General features: G+C 43.8%; 14 protein-coding genes. 4 read left to right on the top strand and 10 right to left on the bottom strand.

Annotation, left to right across the window (positions count from 1 at the left end; genetic code table 11):
• The coding region (locus BBG47_RS17740) for a cupin domain-containing protein (RefSeq protein ID WP_065292803.1) at window positions 1-330 on the bottom strand (330 nt) is incomplete at its 3' end.
• A gap of 317 nt (window positions 331-647) precedes the next feature.
• On the opposite strand from BBG47_RS17740, the gene BBG47_RS17735 reads away from it, so the two are divergent.
• Both BBG47_RS17735 and BBG47_RS17730 read left to right on the top strand, forming a co-directional pair.
• Window positions 648-1,028, top strand: a complete 381-nt coding sequence (locus BBG47_RS17735) for a VOC family protein (protein ID WP_065292802.1) — start codon at window positions 648-650, stop codon at window positions 1,026-1,028.
• Between the two features lie 156 nt (window positions 1,029-1,184).
• Window positions 1,185-2,405, top strand: a complete 1,221-nt coding sequence (locus BBG47_RS17730) for a GNAT family N-acetyltransferase (RefSeq protein WP_065292801.1) — start codon at window positions 1,185-1,187, stop codon at window positions 2,403-2,405.
• Window positions 2,406-2,508: 103 nt separating this feature from the next.
• Here the strand turns inward: BBG47_RS17730 and BBG47_RS17725 are convergent, their stop codons facing one another.
• The 4 genes from BBG47_RS17725 to BBG47_RS17710 form a co-directional block, all read right to left on the bottom strand.
• Window positions 2,509-3,441, bottom strand: a complete 933-nt coding sequence (locus tag BBG47_RS17725) for a phosphotransferase (protein ID WP_065292800.1) — start codon at window positions 3,439-3,441, stop codon at window positions 2,509-2,511.
• 28 nt (window positions 3,442-3,469) lie between these two features.
• A complete protein-coding gene (locus tag BBG47_RS17720) occupies window positions 3,470-4,150 on the bottom strand; it encodes a YdeI/OmpD-associated family protein (RefSeq protein WP_065292799.1) in 681 nt (226 codons plus the stop codon).
• Window positions 4,151-4,352: 202 nt separating this feature from the next.
• A complete protein-coding gene (locus BBG47_RS17715; RefSeq protein ID WP_065292808.1) occupies window positions 4,353-5,870 on the bottom strand; it encodes a serine hydrolase domain-containing protein in 1,518 nt (505 codons plus the stop codon).
• Window positions 5,867-6,466, bottom strand: a complete 600-nt coding sequence (locus tag BBG47_RS17710; protein WP_065292798.1) for a DUF2087 domain-containing protein — start codon at window positions 6,464-6,466, stop codon at window positions 5,867-5,869. The genes BBG47_RS17715 and BBG47_RS17710 overlap by 4 nt, the downstream gene beginning before the upstream one ends.
• 228 nt (window positions 6,467-6,694) lie before the next feature.
• Between BBG47_RS17710 and BBG47_RS17705 the strand changes: the two genes are divergently transcribed.
• Window positions 6,695-7,615, top strand: a complete 921-nt coding sequence (locus tag BBG47_RS17705; protein WP_065292797.1) for a GNAT family N-acetyltransferase — start codon at window positions 6,695-6,697, stop codon at window positions 7,613-7,615.
• 103 nt (window positions 7,616-7,718) lie between these two features.
• Here BBG47_RS17705 and BBG47_RS17700 read toward each other — a convergent pair whose 3' ends face one another.
• Window positions 7,719-8,462 (bottom strand): alpha/beta fold hydrolase, encoded by a 744-nt coding sequence (locus BBG47_RS17700; protein ID WP_094183183.1) that lies wholly within the window; start codon window positions 8,460-8,462, stop codon window positions 7,719-7,721.
• A 375-nt stretch (window positions 8,463-8,837) separates the two neighbouring features.
• Window positions 8,838-11,009: a 1,3-beta-galactosyl-N-acetylhexosamine phosphorylase gene (gnpA, locus tag BBG47_RS17695; protein ID WP_065292796.1), complete on the bottom strand. Its 2,172-nt coding sequence runs from the start codon at window positions 11,007-11,009 to the stop codon at window positions 8,838-8,840.
• Between the two features lie 311 nt (window positions 11,010-11,320).
• On the opposite strand from gnpA, the gene BBG47_RS17690 reads away from it, so the two are divergent.
• Entirely contained in the window at window positions 11,321-12,031 is a 711-nt protein-coding gene (locus tag BBG47_RS17690; protein ID WP_065292795.1) for an alpha/beta hydrolase, read from the top strand.
• Between the two features lie 138 nt (window positions 12,032-12,169).
• Here the strand turns inward: BBG47_RS17690 and BBG47_RS17685 are convergent, their stop codons facing one another.
• The 3 genes from BBG47_RS17685 to BBG47_RS17675 are packed head-to-tail and all read right to left on the bottom strand — an operon-like array spanning window position 12,170 to window position 16,339.
• On the bottom strand, window positions 12,170-12,973 hold the full coding sequence (locus BBG47_RS17685) for a carbohydrate-binding protein (RefSeq protein ID WP_065292794.1): 804 nt from the start codon (window positions 12,971-12,973) through the stop codon (window positions 12,170-12,172).
• A 38-nt stretch (window positions 12,974-13,011) separates the two neighbouring features.
• Complete coding sequence (locus BBG47_RS17680) at window positions 13,012-14,607, bottom strand: response regulator transcription factor (protein ID WP_083189412.1); 1,596 nt, start codon at window positions 14,605-14,607, stop codon at window positions 13,012-13,014.
• Window positions 14,582-16,339 carry a sensor histidine kinase gene (locus tag BBG47_RS17675; RefSeq protein WP_065292793.1) on the bottom strand — a complete coding sequence of 586 codons (1,758 nt, stop codon included), beginning with the start codon at window positions 16,337-16,339 and terminating at the stop codon, window positions 14,582-14,584. Before BBG47_RS17675 ends, BBG47_RS17680 begins: the two co-directional genes overlap by 26 nt.
• Between the last annotated feature and the right edge of the window lie 50 nt (window positions 16,340-16,389).

Here is a 16,389-nt window from a genome sequence, read left to right as displayed (position 1 = left end):
GGCATAGCGCTCACTTGGCATTTTCGTCAACACGACATATAGACAGGAAACGGCATCTGTTCCGCTGCGGTAAGAGAAGCTCTCGTCACCACTAATATGAAGGATGTCACCTTCGGCAACTCCTGTCTCCATCCCATCACTATTCACGATCCCGTTTCCATCCAGAACTAGAATATTGACGTTTGCGCCCGGATGACGATGTGTCGGCAATTCGGCTCCTGGACTGAAGTTCAGTACGAATATCACATTTTCCTCATCCTTATGAATAATTCGTTTCGTAAATTTGTTCTCTACATATTCTTGATACTCGGTCACGTGATTTTTCTGCATGAGCTCTCACTCTCCTGGATTTTCGTTGTAGTTCCTTCTTACCCCATTCCACACAAAGCCAATCCTTCAATTATCACGAAAGTATACATTTATCTCATGGCTTCCCTTTTGACTTTTTAGACTTCATCCCCACGTACTTCTATTATATTGGACATGTTTAAATGCCTTGTGATTCTAATCACATTAAAGAATAGCCAAATATATCGACCCTCGATAGATGGGCTGCTCACTTACTCACCTCCGCTTGCATTCATTGCCTAAAAATTGTACGATCGATAAGAATTCAATCACAAAACGTTAGAATTGGAGAATGATCCATGATCAATCAAATCGGACAAGTTATGCTGTATGTCAATGATCAAGACCAAGCGGTGCAATTCTGGACAGAAAAAGTCGGATTCATTGTCGTGTCGGAAGATAACAACGGGCATGGAATGAAGTGGATTGAAATTGCTCCTGCACAAGGCGCACAGACATCCTTCGTGCTCCACAATAAGCAGCTTATTGCCGAAATGCAGCCAGAACTCAACCTAGGGACACCTTCGATCATGCTATTCTCCGACAATCTCGATGCACTGTATGAAGATTTCAAGAACAAAGGCATTACAGTTGGTGAGGTAGTGACAATGCCTAGTGCCAGGGTATTCAACTTTGCTGACGATGAGAATAACTACTTTGCCGTTATGGAACGAAAGTAAGCGATATGTCGCAGAATGCAGCGCCATCACATCCTGTGGTGGCGTTTTTGCTCGTACGGCAGCATTCTAAAAAGCACACCATCGCATGATTGAAGCATGGGAAATTAGTGTAAGATAATATAAGGTGATTCATCCATGAAAGGGAGGTTCTCATTCATGAGCCGCCAAGAGCTGCAAGAGAGACTGAAAATGAGGGACGTTGAAATTCGTCACGGCGAGCAATTCAACGCTCTGCTGCGCTATGTATTCCAAGTGACCAATCATGACCTACAGGCGCTTGGATGGGAGAATCGCGAAATCGCGCAAGCGAAGCTGCCCATACTGAAGCAGGCCGATGTACTAGGATGGTTCGATGGAGACAAGCTGATATCCCAACTCGCCGTGTATCCATTCCAAGTGAATATATTCGGTCAAATCTACGAAATGGGTGGACTAACAGGTGTCGGAACCTACCCAGAATACGCCAATCTTGGCTTAATGAATAAATTAATGCGTCAAGCCCTGACGAACATGCGCAAGCGCAAGCAATCCGTGTCCTATTTATATCCTTACTCCATCCCGTATTACCGTCGCAAAGGCTGGGAAATCATCTCTGATAAAATCTCATTCGATGTGAAGGACACTCAACTGCCAAAGCTCAAGACGGTTCCTGGCAATGTCGAACGCGTCACCATTGAGCATCCGGATGTACGGCAAGTCTATCATCGCTTCGCCCTGCTGACACACGGCGCTATGCTGCGCAACGATCTGGCATGGGAAGAATATCTCCGATGGGATCTCGATGACATGACGGTCGCAGTCTATTATGACAGCAACCATGAACCGACAGGATATTTGCTCTATTGGATCGCTGAAGAAGTGTTCTATATGAAAGAAATGGTGTATGTCAATCAAGAGGCACGCAACGGGTTATGGAACTTTATTAGCGCGCATTTCTCCATGGTGACCCGTGTGAAGGGACATATATATACGGATGAGCCGCTTGCGTTCCTGCTCGAGGACAGCGATATTAAAGAAATTATTGCGCCATACTATATGGCACGAATCGTGGATATCGGATTGTTCCTAGAGCAGTATCCGTTCCAGCCGCAAGAAGCTGAATGCAGTTTCACCTTCGTACTTCATGACCCGATGCTGGAATGGAATCAGGGCGTATTTACATTAACCGTAGATAAGCAGGGCAACGGGCATCTTACCAAAGGCGGGAATCAGCGGGATGCCGAATTCGATATTCAAACCTTGACGACGATGCTTATGGGATACAAGCGCCCATCCTACTTGGCGAAAATCGGTCGATTCCAAGCCAACGAGGCCACCATCGACCTGCTGGAGAAGCTCATTATTCGGCAGATCCCTTACTTCTCTGACTATTTCTAAATATACGAAGAAGAGAGCACATCCGGCTCCCCTACGGGTTCGGTGCGCTCTCTTTTGTTTATTGCTCATCTTTAATGCACATCTTTGATTGTCGTTGACACCATCACATTGGCAAATGCGCCTGCAGCATTCTCTTCACTTCGTAAATATCCGTTAAGGCGTGTGCATCCTGATCCGAATATTTCTCACAAATCATTTTTACGAATACAAATCCGAATTCATGCAGCAATATCGCGAGAAACAACTTATCGATAAATACTTCACGACTGCATCCTATCTCTCTCCTAAACAATTGAATCAGATCAGCATCAAAATCAAACAAGGAGAACAGGATTGGCGGGTACTCATACTCGGCAGGAGCGATCGTACTGTCCGCAAAGTCGATAATGAACAATTGACCTCCATCATCCACCATCACATTTTCCGCTGTAATATCTCCATGTACGTATACGGGTTGGGATATCGGGCTTTCTGTCACGATTTCAGCAATTTGCGCCCGGATAGACTCTGAAAAGAAGTTCCATCTCGTATTGCGTGCAACCCTTTGCTTTATTGCACTTGCATCAACATGCTCCGAAGGCAACGTATTCAGCTTGTCCAAATTAGCAAGCAACTGCTTGACGAACGCTTCCTTCTGGGGGAATGTCCAACCTGAGAGCACCTTACCCGCTTCCTGACCTTGAATAAAGTCCATGATGATGTATCGGAACAAATAATTATCTTGAATATAGGACGCTGCGATCACATTCGGTGCGTGGATGCCCTGCTGGATAGCGCGCTCCATGGCACTTATTTCTGCTTGATATTCAGCATCTGTATTTGCTCCAGATTCCTTGGGTGCAAAGATTTTAATCACATAGCTGCCGGCACGAAATACCGCATTTGTACCCGGCGTCAACTGGAATATGTGCTCTGCCCCGCTCAGGTTTTCTTTTCGGTAAATGACTTCAATGAGCTGACGAAAATCCTCAATCGATTGATACACCGCTCCCCATGAATCCCAGTTGTGAATCTCTTTTGCAAAAGCGTGGCTCATTGTCTCTCCCCCACAAACACATGATGCACTACTTATCCCGTCTGCGATACAAATCAAAAGATTTATATCCTTCGGCCAAGATCGCCTTCATTTCTTCAAGCCTTTTGTCCTGTGTTTCCTTCCGCTTAGCACTGTACACGTAACGCGCCCAGTCCTTTTGATATCCCGGTGTCAGGCTGTTGTAAAACTCCAGTTCCGCACTGCCTGCTAAATATGCCTGAATATCTGCAACATGCTCAACATAATCATCAACGCATTGGCTCTTTTTCGAAGATGCTGATTTGGCTGCTTTTTTGGCTTCGGACTTCAAGCCGATTACGGTAAAGACGTCATCCAAGCTGACCATCCGTGCGAATTTAATATCGCTGCTTCCTACATAGCCGTCTTCATTAACGAATCCGATGCTGAAGAAGCTGTCGCGTTCAATATATTGCTCGTATTTAGGATTATTTTTCTTCGGATAAGCGGTAAATAGATATCCCTTGTTGTTCAGCAACTGCTTATCGATAACTATTTGTACCAGCTCTGTAAATTGCTCTAGCGAGTAGATGAAGGCAAAAATAAGATCATAGCTGTCCCGCTTGATCGCAGTGTCATAATCCAACCCATCGAAGTCCGACATATCGTCAGGTTTGTTTAAGATTAATTTCATCGGGTATTTGTTCAAATTTAATTTATCAATGATGCTCTTCTTGGAGTTCTGGTTCATATCGTGTCATTTCCTTCCCTTATCGTGCTGTCCATAATTATACGCAATCACATCCATGATGCAAACGTTATGCCATCCGTATCTCAAGCTACACCCTAATCATGCTATAATACCACGCTACAAAACCACAGATGCCAAATGACTACCCGCACTTTGACATGGCTTACATTCGATATGGAATACACAATACACTTCCTACATACTACAAGTTTACCTTGTACCCTACGGCTGTGAAACTGGATAAATGAAAAGACACATTGATAGCAAACTCCAAGTCGATCGACCCCGGATGGAACTTCATGATATAGGTCACCACATAAGGCGTTTCGATATAAAATAGCTTGGCTTGCAGCGTACATTCGTTCACCCACGATGCGTATACAACGACTTCCTGCAGGGACATGGATAGATCTTTGTAAAATACAGCCTTCGTACGCATCGGCTGCGCTGCGTTTATAGGCACAGCAATATCCCGCTCATCTCCATAGAACAAATGAAGCTGCATCGTCTCACCTTGAGCATCGAAGCTGACCTGCTTCAATCCACTTGCATTTGGTTGCATGACGTACACATGCTGATGTAGTTCCGGCAGTTCCAGTACTTGTTGGGCATGCTTTCCCCCTACTGTATGCCGCGCTTCTCTGTGCAACGGAACCGTCCAAGACCAAGACTCAACGGAAGGCCACTGACTGGAATAATCAATATTTAATGGATGACCCTCTTGCTCCACGCCTTCATGCGGATGCTCCCGAGTATCACCACTGCTGTCAACTTCGTCAAGGAGATGTTCATAAATGAGATTCAGAAGTGTCTGCAGCATATCCATAGTCGGATAGCTAGCCGTCGCAGCAATAACAATCCCATCCTTCGTAGAGACGAAGCATAACTGACCAAAAGCCCCGTCTGCCCGAAAGCAGCCATCTCGACAGCGATGGAACTGATAGCCATAGCCCTGAGCCCAATCGATTCGATTGGCTCCTTTGCGATTATCGCTTTGCTCGCTTGTCGCCATCTGAATATATTGTTCTGACACGATGCGCTCTCCCTTGAACATGCCCTTGTTCAGCAGCATCTGACCGAATGCCGCTACGTCACTCGTCGTTAGACTCAGCCCCATCCCCCCAGCAGTAACTCCCATCGGACAGGTTTCCCATACAGGTCTAGCGATGCCTAACGGCTCGAATAATCGAGGCATGAGAAAGTCGACTAGATTCTGCTCCGTTACCCGCTCCAATATGGCAGACAGCATATAGGTCGAATGTGTACTATATTGAAATTGAGTACCTGGCTCATGATCCACCTCTTGCGCTAGAAATGCCTTGACCCAGTCCTGTTCCTTAGCCACAACAGGGTAAATATCACCCTCATGACCTGCTGTCATAGATAGCAGATGATGGATCGTCATCGTGGATAGTTTGTCGGATACTCGCTCTGGCAGCCGCTCGGGAAAGAATGAAATGACCGATTCGTCCAGACAGATAAGCCCCATGTCCCATGCAATGCCAACCGCAATGGAGGTCACACTTTTGCTTACGGAATACAACAGTTGCGGGCAATCCTTGCGATACGGCTCGCGCCAGAACTCTGCAATCGTAGAACCATGGTGACACACGATCAAACTATGAACCGGCAATTCGTCTTGCTCGATCTGCTTGAAAAATCGCTGGATACTCGCGGATTTCCCACGGTATCCAGCAGAACAGTCGCTTCTCGTTCTCAAGCAAGATTCACCCACTTTGCCCACATTTCCTGCGGGTTCAGCTCGTAAATCTCCTTTTCTCGGAATAAAAATTGATGCATAATGAACTCCCGGCGAATCGTTGCGAAATCCTCATGGTAGGTCATAATGTATTCGTTGATTTCCTTCTCGCTATATCTGCGTCCCGCCTCCAGATTAGTCACCATATGCTCCAGGATGATAAGCTTCTTCTTCAACTGCGACGGGATATTTTTGAGCTTGCCCTCTTTCGAGAAGAAATTTCGAATCACCGAATCCCTCAAACGCTTCTGTTCCTCATTCAACATCCCTATACCTCCATCAGCTCCACGGTAAATGAGATTGATAGCCGCAGCAGCATTATTCTTTAGAAGATAATCATTTAATGAAAAATAAATCGTGTTCTTCTCTCTTCGTTCGTTGATAAGGCTCGCTTCGCGAAGCTTGGCCGCATGATGAGTAATCGTGGCAGGAGTAACCGACAGCTTCTCCGCTAACACCTGACCATTCCGCTCACCTTCCGCAAGCAAGATGAGCATCTTGACACGTGTTGGATCTGCCAACGCCTTATGATAGGCAACCACCTTGTCTAACTGCATACAGGCATTCACTCCTCCTCAGCTTATTTAAGTAATGATGCGATAATCGCAGAACATGCGCGAATTAAACAACAATCAAATTAGATAACCATCAAATTAGATGGATGTTAAAATAGATAATACACAATTGAGGAATATATTGTCAACCGAGTTTTTGTATACTATAGTGGAAAAGGAGCAGAACAACCTTGCCAGCACGAAATTATTACTTACAGAGAGAGGTAACGAATGGAGCATACAACGACTGAATTGCAGACTCGTCATTTTCAACAAGAGGACATGCCATTATTGGGGGAGTTATATCAAGCTGTTACATCGCGTCCGAATGCGATATTTTGGTGGGTAGGCGAGGAAGCAAACTGGAGCAACGTATATTGTGCCTTTGAACATGGCAAGATGGTTGCCAAGGGGCAAGTCGGTATCATTAATATTGTACCGCCCGGCCGCGCACAGGAGAACAAGCATGCTATTTACGTCAATATCAAGGCTATCCCAGAACGTGAGCATGACTATGTGTTGCTTGACCGCATTTATGAGCTGCTGTACGCAAGAGCCATCGAATTGAAGGCAACACTTTCTACCGAATACGGAACGAGACTCTGTGTTGGCCATGATTCAACAGAAGAGGCGAATAATCAATTCTTCCTGCAGCGTGGATTCCGTCATCTGATTAGTCTATATCATATGGAACGAATGATAGAAGCACCAATTCCAAAGCTGCAATTGCCAGAAGCTTATCAATTTTCCCATTGGAATTTGGATACGTCTGAAGAAACTCTTGCCTATCTGGATATCGATACAGAAATTTGGCCAGATAATCCGCTTGGGTTTGACAGACTTATTCAATTTCAGAAGAATCCTCTTTGGGCATCCATGGTTGTCCGCCAAGGGGATACGGTCGTAGCCGGTCTATTGACATGGAGAGAAGACGAGACAGCTCACATCGAAAATGTATTCGTTCGCGAGCAATGGCGTGGGCAGGGCCTTGCGAAGTTCCTGCTTGCTCAAGCACTCCAATATACAAAGTCTCATGACATTCCACGTGCAGGTTTAGAGGTATTAACCGATAATCGAACGGCATTGCGATTGTACGAGTCACTCGGATTTCAGCAAAAGGCTGAGGAAATTCGATATTGCATAGAGTTTTGATATTGGAGTCGCATTCTGTGCCATTTTTATAATTTATGTACATAAAAATCCCCGTAGAGTGGCTCGTTCATGCCGATTCTACGGGGATTTGAGAGAGAATTGCTCAACTTCTACTCTCCTCTAGCATATTCATGATTTCTTCTACTACGATCTCAGGTTCATCATGATGAATGTAATGTCCGCTCTGATTGGCTATTCGAATCCTGCTTGACGTCGACAATCGCTGAAACTCGGCTTGCAGCTTTTGTTCCATTTCTAATATTTCCATGTGAGGCCATCCTTCATGGTACTCATCGGGCAACCCTCTTATGATAATAGAAAGTGGAATGTCATATAGTTGTACATGTTCGGCAATTTGCTCATAGCTTCGTATCTTGTCGATTCGCTCACTATTCTGCAATGGGTTCAACAGATATTCCCTATTTTCCGCAATCCGTTCTTTCGGAATCACCTTTTCGTATGCCAACTCTTTGTATTCAGGTGCTGCATCTACCAGCACGATTCCACATATGTCTTGCGGATAAAGGCCTGCATATAATCTAGCGACTAAGCCGCCGAAGGAATGCCCCACCAATACATAAGGAGGTTCTACGTTAAGCACTCGCAGCAATTCGGAAAGTTCTTCGACTAAACAGCGACATGTTCGTGTTCCTGATACGGATTGGCTCCTGCCAATACCTGCCCTGTCATAAGAAAACGTTGACGCTACCTCTGATATTCTGTTCTGCACCACCTCCCATGTCTCACAGCTATCACCTAATCCGGCGATAAAAATGACGCTCGGCGTGCTGTTTCCCGAATATTTACTGTATAACTTTACATTGTCGCATATATGATAGGCTTCCATATATCTACCGCGCTCTTCACTCCTACCTTCCATCATGTCCATCCCTTTCTTTCGATGAATTCGCATTTTCAAAATTATAGACTTCATAAAAATATTATAGAATCAAGCGATCTGGTTTTAAATAGAATGGCTGTAATGAATGTAGCAATAGGTGATAATATTAACGTAGAAATTCGATTGAGGATCGACGGTATGCTTTTAAGGGTTTCACATATCTGGATTCTATTATACGTTCTGTTCGTATCACAATAGAAGAATAAGAACATTTGCTAATACGTATTCGATGTCAGCCAAAAACAGGATTAGGCTGGAACAATTATCTCACTAATTGCCCAGCCTAATCTAATTGTTATTCAATTGTAATGCGACGTAAACTTACATATCAAACCAACGCAATTCGCCGCCCTTGAGCTCCAATTCGAAGCTCTTGCCATTCGCGTACACAGTCGTGTTGCGCGGCTCTGCCGTGTTATTGACAACGCAATACGTACCTGTTTCTGGGTAGACATGGATTTCCGTATGGGCATCCGAACTAAACCAATTGTACAATTCGTGATCCTTGCTGCATGACCATAATATTGCACGATGCAGCAAGCGGGCGTTCTCCGCACTATACGGCAGTCCACCGATATAGACAGATCGACCGCCGAAGTAGTTATTGACTGCAAACTGCACTTCTTTATCCTTGCAAGCTAAAATATCAGCGTTCGTTGCGTATACATTTTTCTTGCCTTCACCAAAGTTAATGTCACCATTCATATCGGCGGTAATAAAGTGAGACGGCTTTTCGTCCCAATTATATTTATCGTAGCCGAGGGTAAAGCCGCGCTCCAGCTCAACGCCAAGAGCATCGCCCAGCTGGAAGAAACGACCTTGATGTTGAACCGCAGAAGGTTCACCTACCCCGATAAAGCCGCCTCCGCCAGCAATAAATGCACGGATTTGCTCAACAATATATGGGTCTTTCCAGTTGTCACCGCCGGTATGTGCGGTGTCAGCGTCACCGACATTAATAATGACATCGATATCATTGAGCAGCTGCGGCTGCTCACGAATGTCGTCAAAGCTAATGAACGATACATCAAAAGGAGCTCCGCTCAAAATTTCAATAATGCCCGCATAGCTGTAGTTTTGTTTCTGGTACAGCGCATGATGCACCATATGACAGCCCCAAGAGCGCATTTTCCCCCAGCAGTTCAGTACAGCAACTTTAGCTAAGCACATTGGCTTCGTGCGTGCCTTCTCATATAAATCGCGGAATTCATCGGCAACTTGCGTTACATAATCAACAAAGTCTGGGAAGTCCAGCGCCAGCTTCAAGTAACCGCCATAGCCAATGCGATCTACAGGCTTACGCAAAATAGCTCGTCTTGCCGTTAACCAGTTCTCTTGAGCTTCTGCCGTTGGATTCCCGCCAGGATGGAACGTATCCGGGAAGAAGTATGGCAGGAAGCGCCCTTCTGTATATTTCACCCCAGGAATATCGCTAATTAAACGCAATGTCGAACCATTGCCGACACTGCCCACGACTGCATCCAGCCCGATGGTTTTAAACTCATCCATATAAGGCTCAGTACCAATAAAGTGGTCCCCTAAGAACATCATCGCTTCGCGACCTTCTTCATGGGTAATATCAACGAGCTCTTTGGCTAACCCCGCCACTTCGCGCCGTTGGAAGGCCATAAAGTCCAAGTATTGTTGGGAAGGAATCCGATACTGGTTGTTGTAGTACCCTTCGTCAATAATATATTCCGGACGGAACTTATAGCCAACTTCACGCTCGAACTGTTCGAGAATATAAGGGCTGACGCTCGCGGAATAGCCGTACCAATCCACATATTTCTCACGACGCAGTTCATCGAAAATGAGTGTGAACTGATGGAAGAACGTTGTGAACCGCACTACATTTACATAAGGCTTGTCCAGCAAAAATTCACGAAGTCTGCCTTTGGAGTATTCCCGTGTCTTAGGCTGACGTACGTCAAACGTAATTTGTCGTTCGAAATCTTTCCAATCGTTCACGACGGCGTTGTACATATGAACGGGATCCCAAATCAGATAGGTTAAGAAGCTCACGCTATACTCATGGTAAGGTATCGTGTTCGTAATCATTACACAGCCGCTAGCTTCATCATAGCTCCAGAGATTCGTAGGTACGACCTCGCCAGTGGTACGATCGATAACTTCCCACCAGCGGTAAATATCATCGCGGTTGTTGACTTGCAATAAGTCTTCGCTAATCCCTTCTAATAAACGAATGGAAAGTTCAGCGCCTGTGGCAGGAACAAATTTCGTTGAAATATAGCATTGCTGCACTTCGTCAGGGTTTGCTTTCGCCCAATTGTTGTCTTTACGGGTTGTATAGTAAGTAGCGTATACTTTCGCTCCACATTCAGCTAGCTCTTGCGGAAAAGTGGTGCCGTCTGCATCGCGCACAGCATCAGCGCCCCACAATTCCATCGTTTTCAGCGTTTCACCTACGACATCAAGGTCGGTAGGGATGGTGAGGCGCCCTCTGCCTTGTTTGTTCTGGTTCTGCTCGACCATTTGAAACATGCTCCTTCCAAATAACTGATTGTTGATTCCATCATACTCAGCGAGAAGGAGAGACCCAAGGACGGATTATGACCTTCCACGGGTAAAATTTTGACCTTTGCTTAAAAAAATGGCTACGTTTAAATAGATGTTGAAAATTAATATATTAATAGAAAACACATAGTATAATTAAGCCATATATACAGGTTTGGAGGTATTATATGGAAAATCAATTTATTTGACTTCATTCAAAACTAATTAGGGAGTTACTATGTAGAGGTAGAATGACACAACAAGAATTAGAAAATGGAGGATAAATTATAATGATAAAAAATAATTTGAAAATAAAAAATATTCCAGCGATTTTGTGGGGTGACAAATCAGATAAGTTATTTGTGGTGGTGCATGGTAACATGTCAAACAAGGCAGATGACTCGATTATTGTATTTGCAGAAGAAGCAACAGCATTAGGATATCAAGTACTTAGTTTTGATTTACCTCAACATGGTGATCGTAAGGATGAACCTTATCTTTGCAACGTTCAAAACTGTGTTCAAGACCTTCATACAATTATGACCTATGCAAAATCGTTATCAAATCATATAAGCCTATTTGCTTGTAGCATGGGAGCATATTTTAGCCTATTAGCATATAGCCATGAGCCGTTGAAGCAGTGCTTGTTTCTCTCTCCTGTGGTAAATATGGAACGTATTATAAATAATATGATGACATGGTTTAACGTAAGTGAGAGTAGACTAAAAATAGAGAAAGAAATTGCTACACCTATTGGACAGACTCTCTATTGGGATTACTACTGTTATGTGAAAGAACATCCTATTGTTGCTTGGAATATTCCAACTTCCATTCTCTATGGTTCAGAAGATAGCGTATGTGAATTTGACGTTGTATCTGAATTTAATAAACGTTTTAACTGTAATTTGCAAGTAATGGAGAATGGAGAACACTATTTCCATACTGAGGAACAGTTGCAGTATTTCAGACAATGGCTGAAAAAACATATATACGTTAAATGATAATAAAAGCGAATTAAGGGAAGTCAAAATGGCTTCCCTTAAAAGTTATATAGTTTCAACATTGTTTTAAAACATCACAAAAAAAAAGATATAGACCTCCCTGCCCACAGCAGGCTCAGATCTATATCTTTTATTCGCTCACTTTACTTCATAGCCATAAGCTTCAATTTGCGTTAGTGCAGGAAACGGCGACGGGTCAGCGGACTTGATTAAGTTCTTTACTGTCAATGACTCCACCTGACGCGGCGTAAGCTTAAAGACCTGCTTCGCATTTGTTTTCGTGAGATGAATCGTCTCACAATCACCATTGGAGAAGCAGACGGTTACTTGCTCCCAATAGTTATCATGGGGAAAGTCTGCTCGCAGCGTAAGAGCAATGCAGTCAATTTCTACAGTGCGTCCAAATTGCACGCTCATTTCAGCGTCATCTTGCTGGTTAATTCCCCACGACTCAAATGGCCATGCCCCGTGACCTGCATTAAAGCAGTTGCCATTAATGGCATTGCGTGCGGCAAACACGGACTCACCGCGTGTTTCCACATTCGCAACCGCATGCGGATAACAACTGTCATTCTCGTGTTGGTCGAATGGATTCAGGGCTACATTTTTGTAACTGGAGATTTCCGCTTCAGTCGCTAGACGCACACTAAGGGCATGGATGTCACCACTATATGATTTCGGATTATAGGAGATTTTCTTCTCTCCAAATGGAATCGTAAGCCGATAGCAAGTTGTCGCTAAATATACGAACGTTTCTGGCATCGTATCATCAAGCTGCAACATTACATATTGATTGGGATGCTCGCTCTTTACAACAATTTGGTCACCCTCTTGATAGGGCTGATGATATACAAGCTGGGCTTGCCCGTGATCAGAAGTAGCTGCCAATACGGTATGATTTGCATCGTGAATTTCAATCGTAAACTGCGTTAGTGGTGTCATAAGATGATCATCTCTTTCTTCCGTTATTTTTGATAGATTTACGAGCATTCGTTCTTATACTCACTCGGTGTTACGCCCATATACTTTTTGAACACTTTAGAGAAATAGGTACGGTCTGAGTAACCTAGTGTCAATGCGATCTGTTCCAGCGTATGCCCAGATGTCTTCAACATTTGTGAAGCAATGTTCATCTTATACTGATGTACATAATCCGTGAAATTGCTGCCAGTCATGCGTTTGAAATAGCGTGAGAAGTAACTTGGATTCAAATACAGATAGCGCGCAATATCAATGGAAGTAATACTATCAGCTAAATTTTGTTCGATATAATGTTGAATTTGCTGTAACTTAGGTTCATAGCTATTAGCTAGTGTACCTTGCCCTTGTTTCCCCTGTTTATCGCTAGGCAAAGCCATCGCGGTTAGCGTGCGTTCCGCTAATGCAAGCACATCAACAAGGGTTCGTGACTGCTCCATATAATTGAAGATCGCTTCATCAAGTCTAACCGAAGCTGCAATCGTCAGCTCGCGTAAGCAGACTTGCAGCTCATGCATGAATGAAGCAGGTTCAATCATCCTTGCTTGAAAATGTTGCTTCATACTCCCGATAATACGTTGTATACCATCTATATCATGAATAGCGAGCGCCTGCTTCAGTTCAACTTTATAGTTGTCCAACTCCCCTGCAGGCAATTGCAGCCATGTTGATCCCATCGCCTGCTGGCGATCGGCAATCTGCATCGACTCCCCAACATAGAACTCATATTTATGGCGCAATAAGGAGTGATAACAAGTACCCATTTGCTTAAGTTGCAGCTTATCACTTACCATGACGCTTACAAGCTGCAATTTCATATATTGGGCAACTCGTTCTTTCAATTTTTGCAAATAGCTGTTGAAGTGCAACACGGTGTTATCTGCTAAATTATCGTGATAGTTATACACAATAACTAGATGCTGTTGCTGCAAAAATGGTGTGATCCCTTCAAACTTGCGTGCTAATTCTTCCGCAATATTGTAGACGGCATAGCAAATTAACGATAACGATTGCTGTGAGTAATGTTCATCGTAACTAGCATATTGTACATGCACAAGACTGAGCATATACCAAGGACAGTTCCACCTTACTCCAATGCCAGCAGCATATTTAAGGATTTCGTCAACATTCGTTCGATCAAGCACACTCTGTAGTAAACCTTGTTTGAGCAACTGTTGATTGTAGCTTGAAGGTTGTACACTGACAGACGATGATTGTTTTTTCAGTAAGCGCAGCGACTTATGCAGACTTTGTTGCAACTGCTCTTCTGTTAACTGATCTTTAATTAAATAATCGTCAGCTTGAAGCTTAAGTGCTTGTCTCGCGTAGTTGAAGTCTTCATGACAGGTTAAGAAAATGACGCGCACGTCAGGTTTGAGTTGGCGAAACTGTTCGGCTAACTCAATCCCATTTTTTTGTGGCAAGCCAATATCTGTTATCACAATATCTGGAACGGTCTGCTGAAATAGGTGTACTGCTTTTACGCTGGAATAGGTGGCAGCTACAACTTTCAACTGTAATTGTTCCCAATCAATCATTTGCTGCAATAGCTTGAGCATTGGCACATCATCATCAATAAGCATCACTTTGTATATCACTGGTGGTCCCCCCGCTTGATGTCACTGGAATCTGCATTCGTGCCGTTATACCGTCATACCTGTTAGGAGCAAAAGAAAGCGCAGCCTCTGAACCAAAAGATAGTTTCAAGCGTTGAGCAACATTAACCAATCCGACCCGCTTATAACTAGGATCAGGTTCATCACTGCAACGCAACACACTTTCATTCAGGCGATGCAACAAAGACTCATCCATACCTGCTCCGTTGTCGGCAACCTCAATGACGATGGTATCCGCGTCCTGATAGACGGAAATCCAAATTTGAGATTGCTGGCGCCCACTATCATTGCCCTCTATATCTACATCAGTATCGACAAACCCATGTAAAATTGCATTTTCAACTAACGGTTGTAGTAATAACTTTGGAAACTTAAGCATCTGCAATTGCGGCTCTACATCGACTTGCAGTTGGATTGGAATATCACTGCGCATTTGCATAATATCAATGTAGTGACCCATTAACTCACACTCTTCTTGCAGTGTTGCTAGTGCATTGAAATTCATATAGGCACGCAGTAAGCTCATTAAAGAGTCAATCATGCCGCTATGCAGGCGATCTTTCTGCAACATTAAGCTACACTTAATTGAGTTAAGCGTATTCAACAGAAAGTGGGGACGAATTTGCATAAACAGCGCCTCAAGCTCCAACACTCGTCTCTGCTCCTGTTGCCGTTCCATGTCATGAATGGACTGTTGCAGCTGATCCAACATCAAGTTAATCGTCTTGCTAACCGCTGCTAGCTCATCATCTCCCTTAACTTGCAGCCTAACATCTAGCTTACCGTTGCCAAATTGTCCTGCAACCTGCTGTAATTGCTCAATTGGACGATGCAATCGTTTAGAGATCAGCAGTGCAAACAAAGAGAATATAATGACAAAAAGCATGACTTCAGCAGAACCGATATAAAGCGTCTTTGAAATGATGCCTCTAAACGTGTTGTTGCTCATCTCATACACAAGCTTCCACCCGTTTTTGCTCAGCACGACTTCCGAGCGCATTCGATCGTCCACCTTATTTGAATCGGATGCAAGCAATTGTGTTGAGCCAGCAATCCGGTCACCATGCTCATCCAAGAGAGCAACATCCCATGACTTCACAGATTGTAATGCTTTTTCGAAATAGGACTGTTCAATTCCAATCAGCAGCACGGCCGTATGCTCTTTACTAACGCGATCATAGATGACACGAGCAATATAATATTTACTAGCTCCCTTGTCCTCGAGTAGTCCTAACCACTGCAGCCTTTCTGGCTGCTGGAAATTAATTTTGCTATACAATTCAGGTAAATGTGGTAGTAGTTTCGCCGGTTCATCATCTCCTGAAGGGATAATAAACTGCTGGCGGTTAATTAAGTACATCTGCGTCTGCCTATTCAACGTTTTCGAATTGATAAGCGAAAATACAGCTTTGATTTGTGAGAAATTCTCATAATCAGCATAACTATTTAATTGCTTCACATCAGCGAAATTACGTAAGCTAGTTTTGAAGCCTTCATCGTTTACAATGAAATGGGAGGCAAATGTAGCATCATCGATCGTTTTGCTAAATTCTGCACCGATTACGTTCAACATGTTTTCATTCGTTGCATGCAGCTTATCCAGCATCGATTCTTTAATTAGATAAAAAGATTGCACAGATACAGCAACCATCGGTACGATAATAAATAGCATGAAGGAAAGTAACATTCGTTTATAGTAAGTTAAATGGAACATGAGGTTAGCGTCACTTCCCTTCCTTCAATCCTTCATCATTTCCGTTACTG

The organism is Paenibacillus sp. KS1 (genome assembly GCF_001680695.1).
Taxonomy (GTDB): domain Bacteria; phylum Bacillota; class Bacilli; order Paenibacillales; family Paenibacillaceae; genus Paenibacillus_B; species Paenibacillus_B suaedae.
The sequence above is the reverse complement of the archived record's forward strand: the minus strand, read 5'-3'. Positions and strand labels throughout refer to the sequence as shown.

Coding starts and splice junctions, on each gene's coding strand:
- BBG47_RS17710 (WP_065292798.1), bottom strand. CDS start 6,466: ATGCAGTTAGACAAGGTGGTTGCCTATCATAAGGCGTTGGCAGATCCA.
- BBG47_RS17730 (WP_065292801.1), top strand. CDS start 1,185: ATGAGCCGCCAAGAGCTGCAAGAGAGACTGAAAATGAGGGACGTTGAA.
- BBG47_RS17675 (WP_065292793.1), bottom strand. CDS start 16,339: ATGTTCCATTTAACTTACTATAAACGAATGTTACTTTCCTTCATGCTA.
- gnpA (WP_065292796.1), bottom strand. CDS start 11,009: ATGGTCGAGCAGAACCAGAACAAACAAGGCAGAGGGCGCCTCACCATC.
- BBG47_RS17725 (WP_065292800.1), bottom strand. CDS start 3,441: ATGAGCCACGCTTTTGCAAAAGAGATTCACAACTGGGATTCATGGGGA.
- BBG47_RS17705 (WP_065292797.1), top strand. CDS start 6,695: ATGGAGCATACAACGACTGAATTGCAGACTCGTCATTTTCAACAAGAG.
- BBG47_RS17735 (WP_065292802.1), top strand. CDS start 648: ATGATCAATCAAATCGGACAAGTTATGCTGTATGTCAATGATCAAGAC.
- BBG47_RS17720 (WP_065292799.1), bottom strand. CDS start 4,150: ATGAACCAGAACTCCAAGAAGAGCATCATTGATAAATTAAATTTGAAC.
- BBG47_RS17690 (WP_065292795.1), top strand. CDS start 11,321: ATGATAAAAAATAATTTGAAAATAAAAAATATTCCAGCGATTTTGTGG.
- BBG47_RS17700 (WP_094183183.1), bottom strand. CDS start 8,462: ATGGAAGCCTATCATATATGCGACAATGTAAAGTTATACAGTAAATAT.
- BBG47_RS17685 (WP_065292794.1), bottom strand. CDS start 12,973: ATGACACCACTAACGCAGTTTACGATTGAAATTCACGATGCAAATCAT.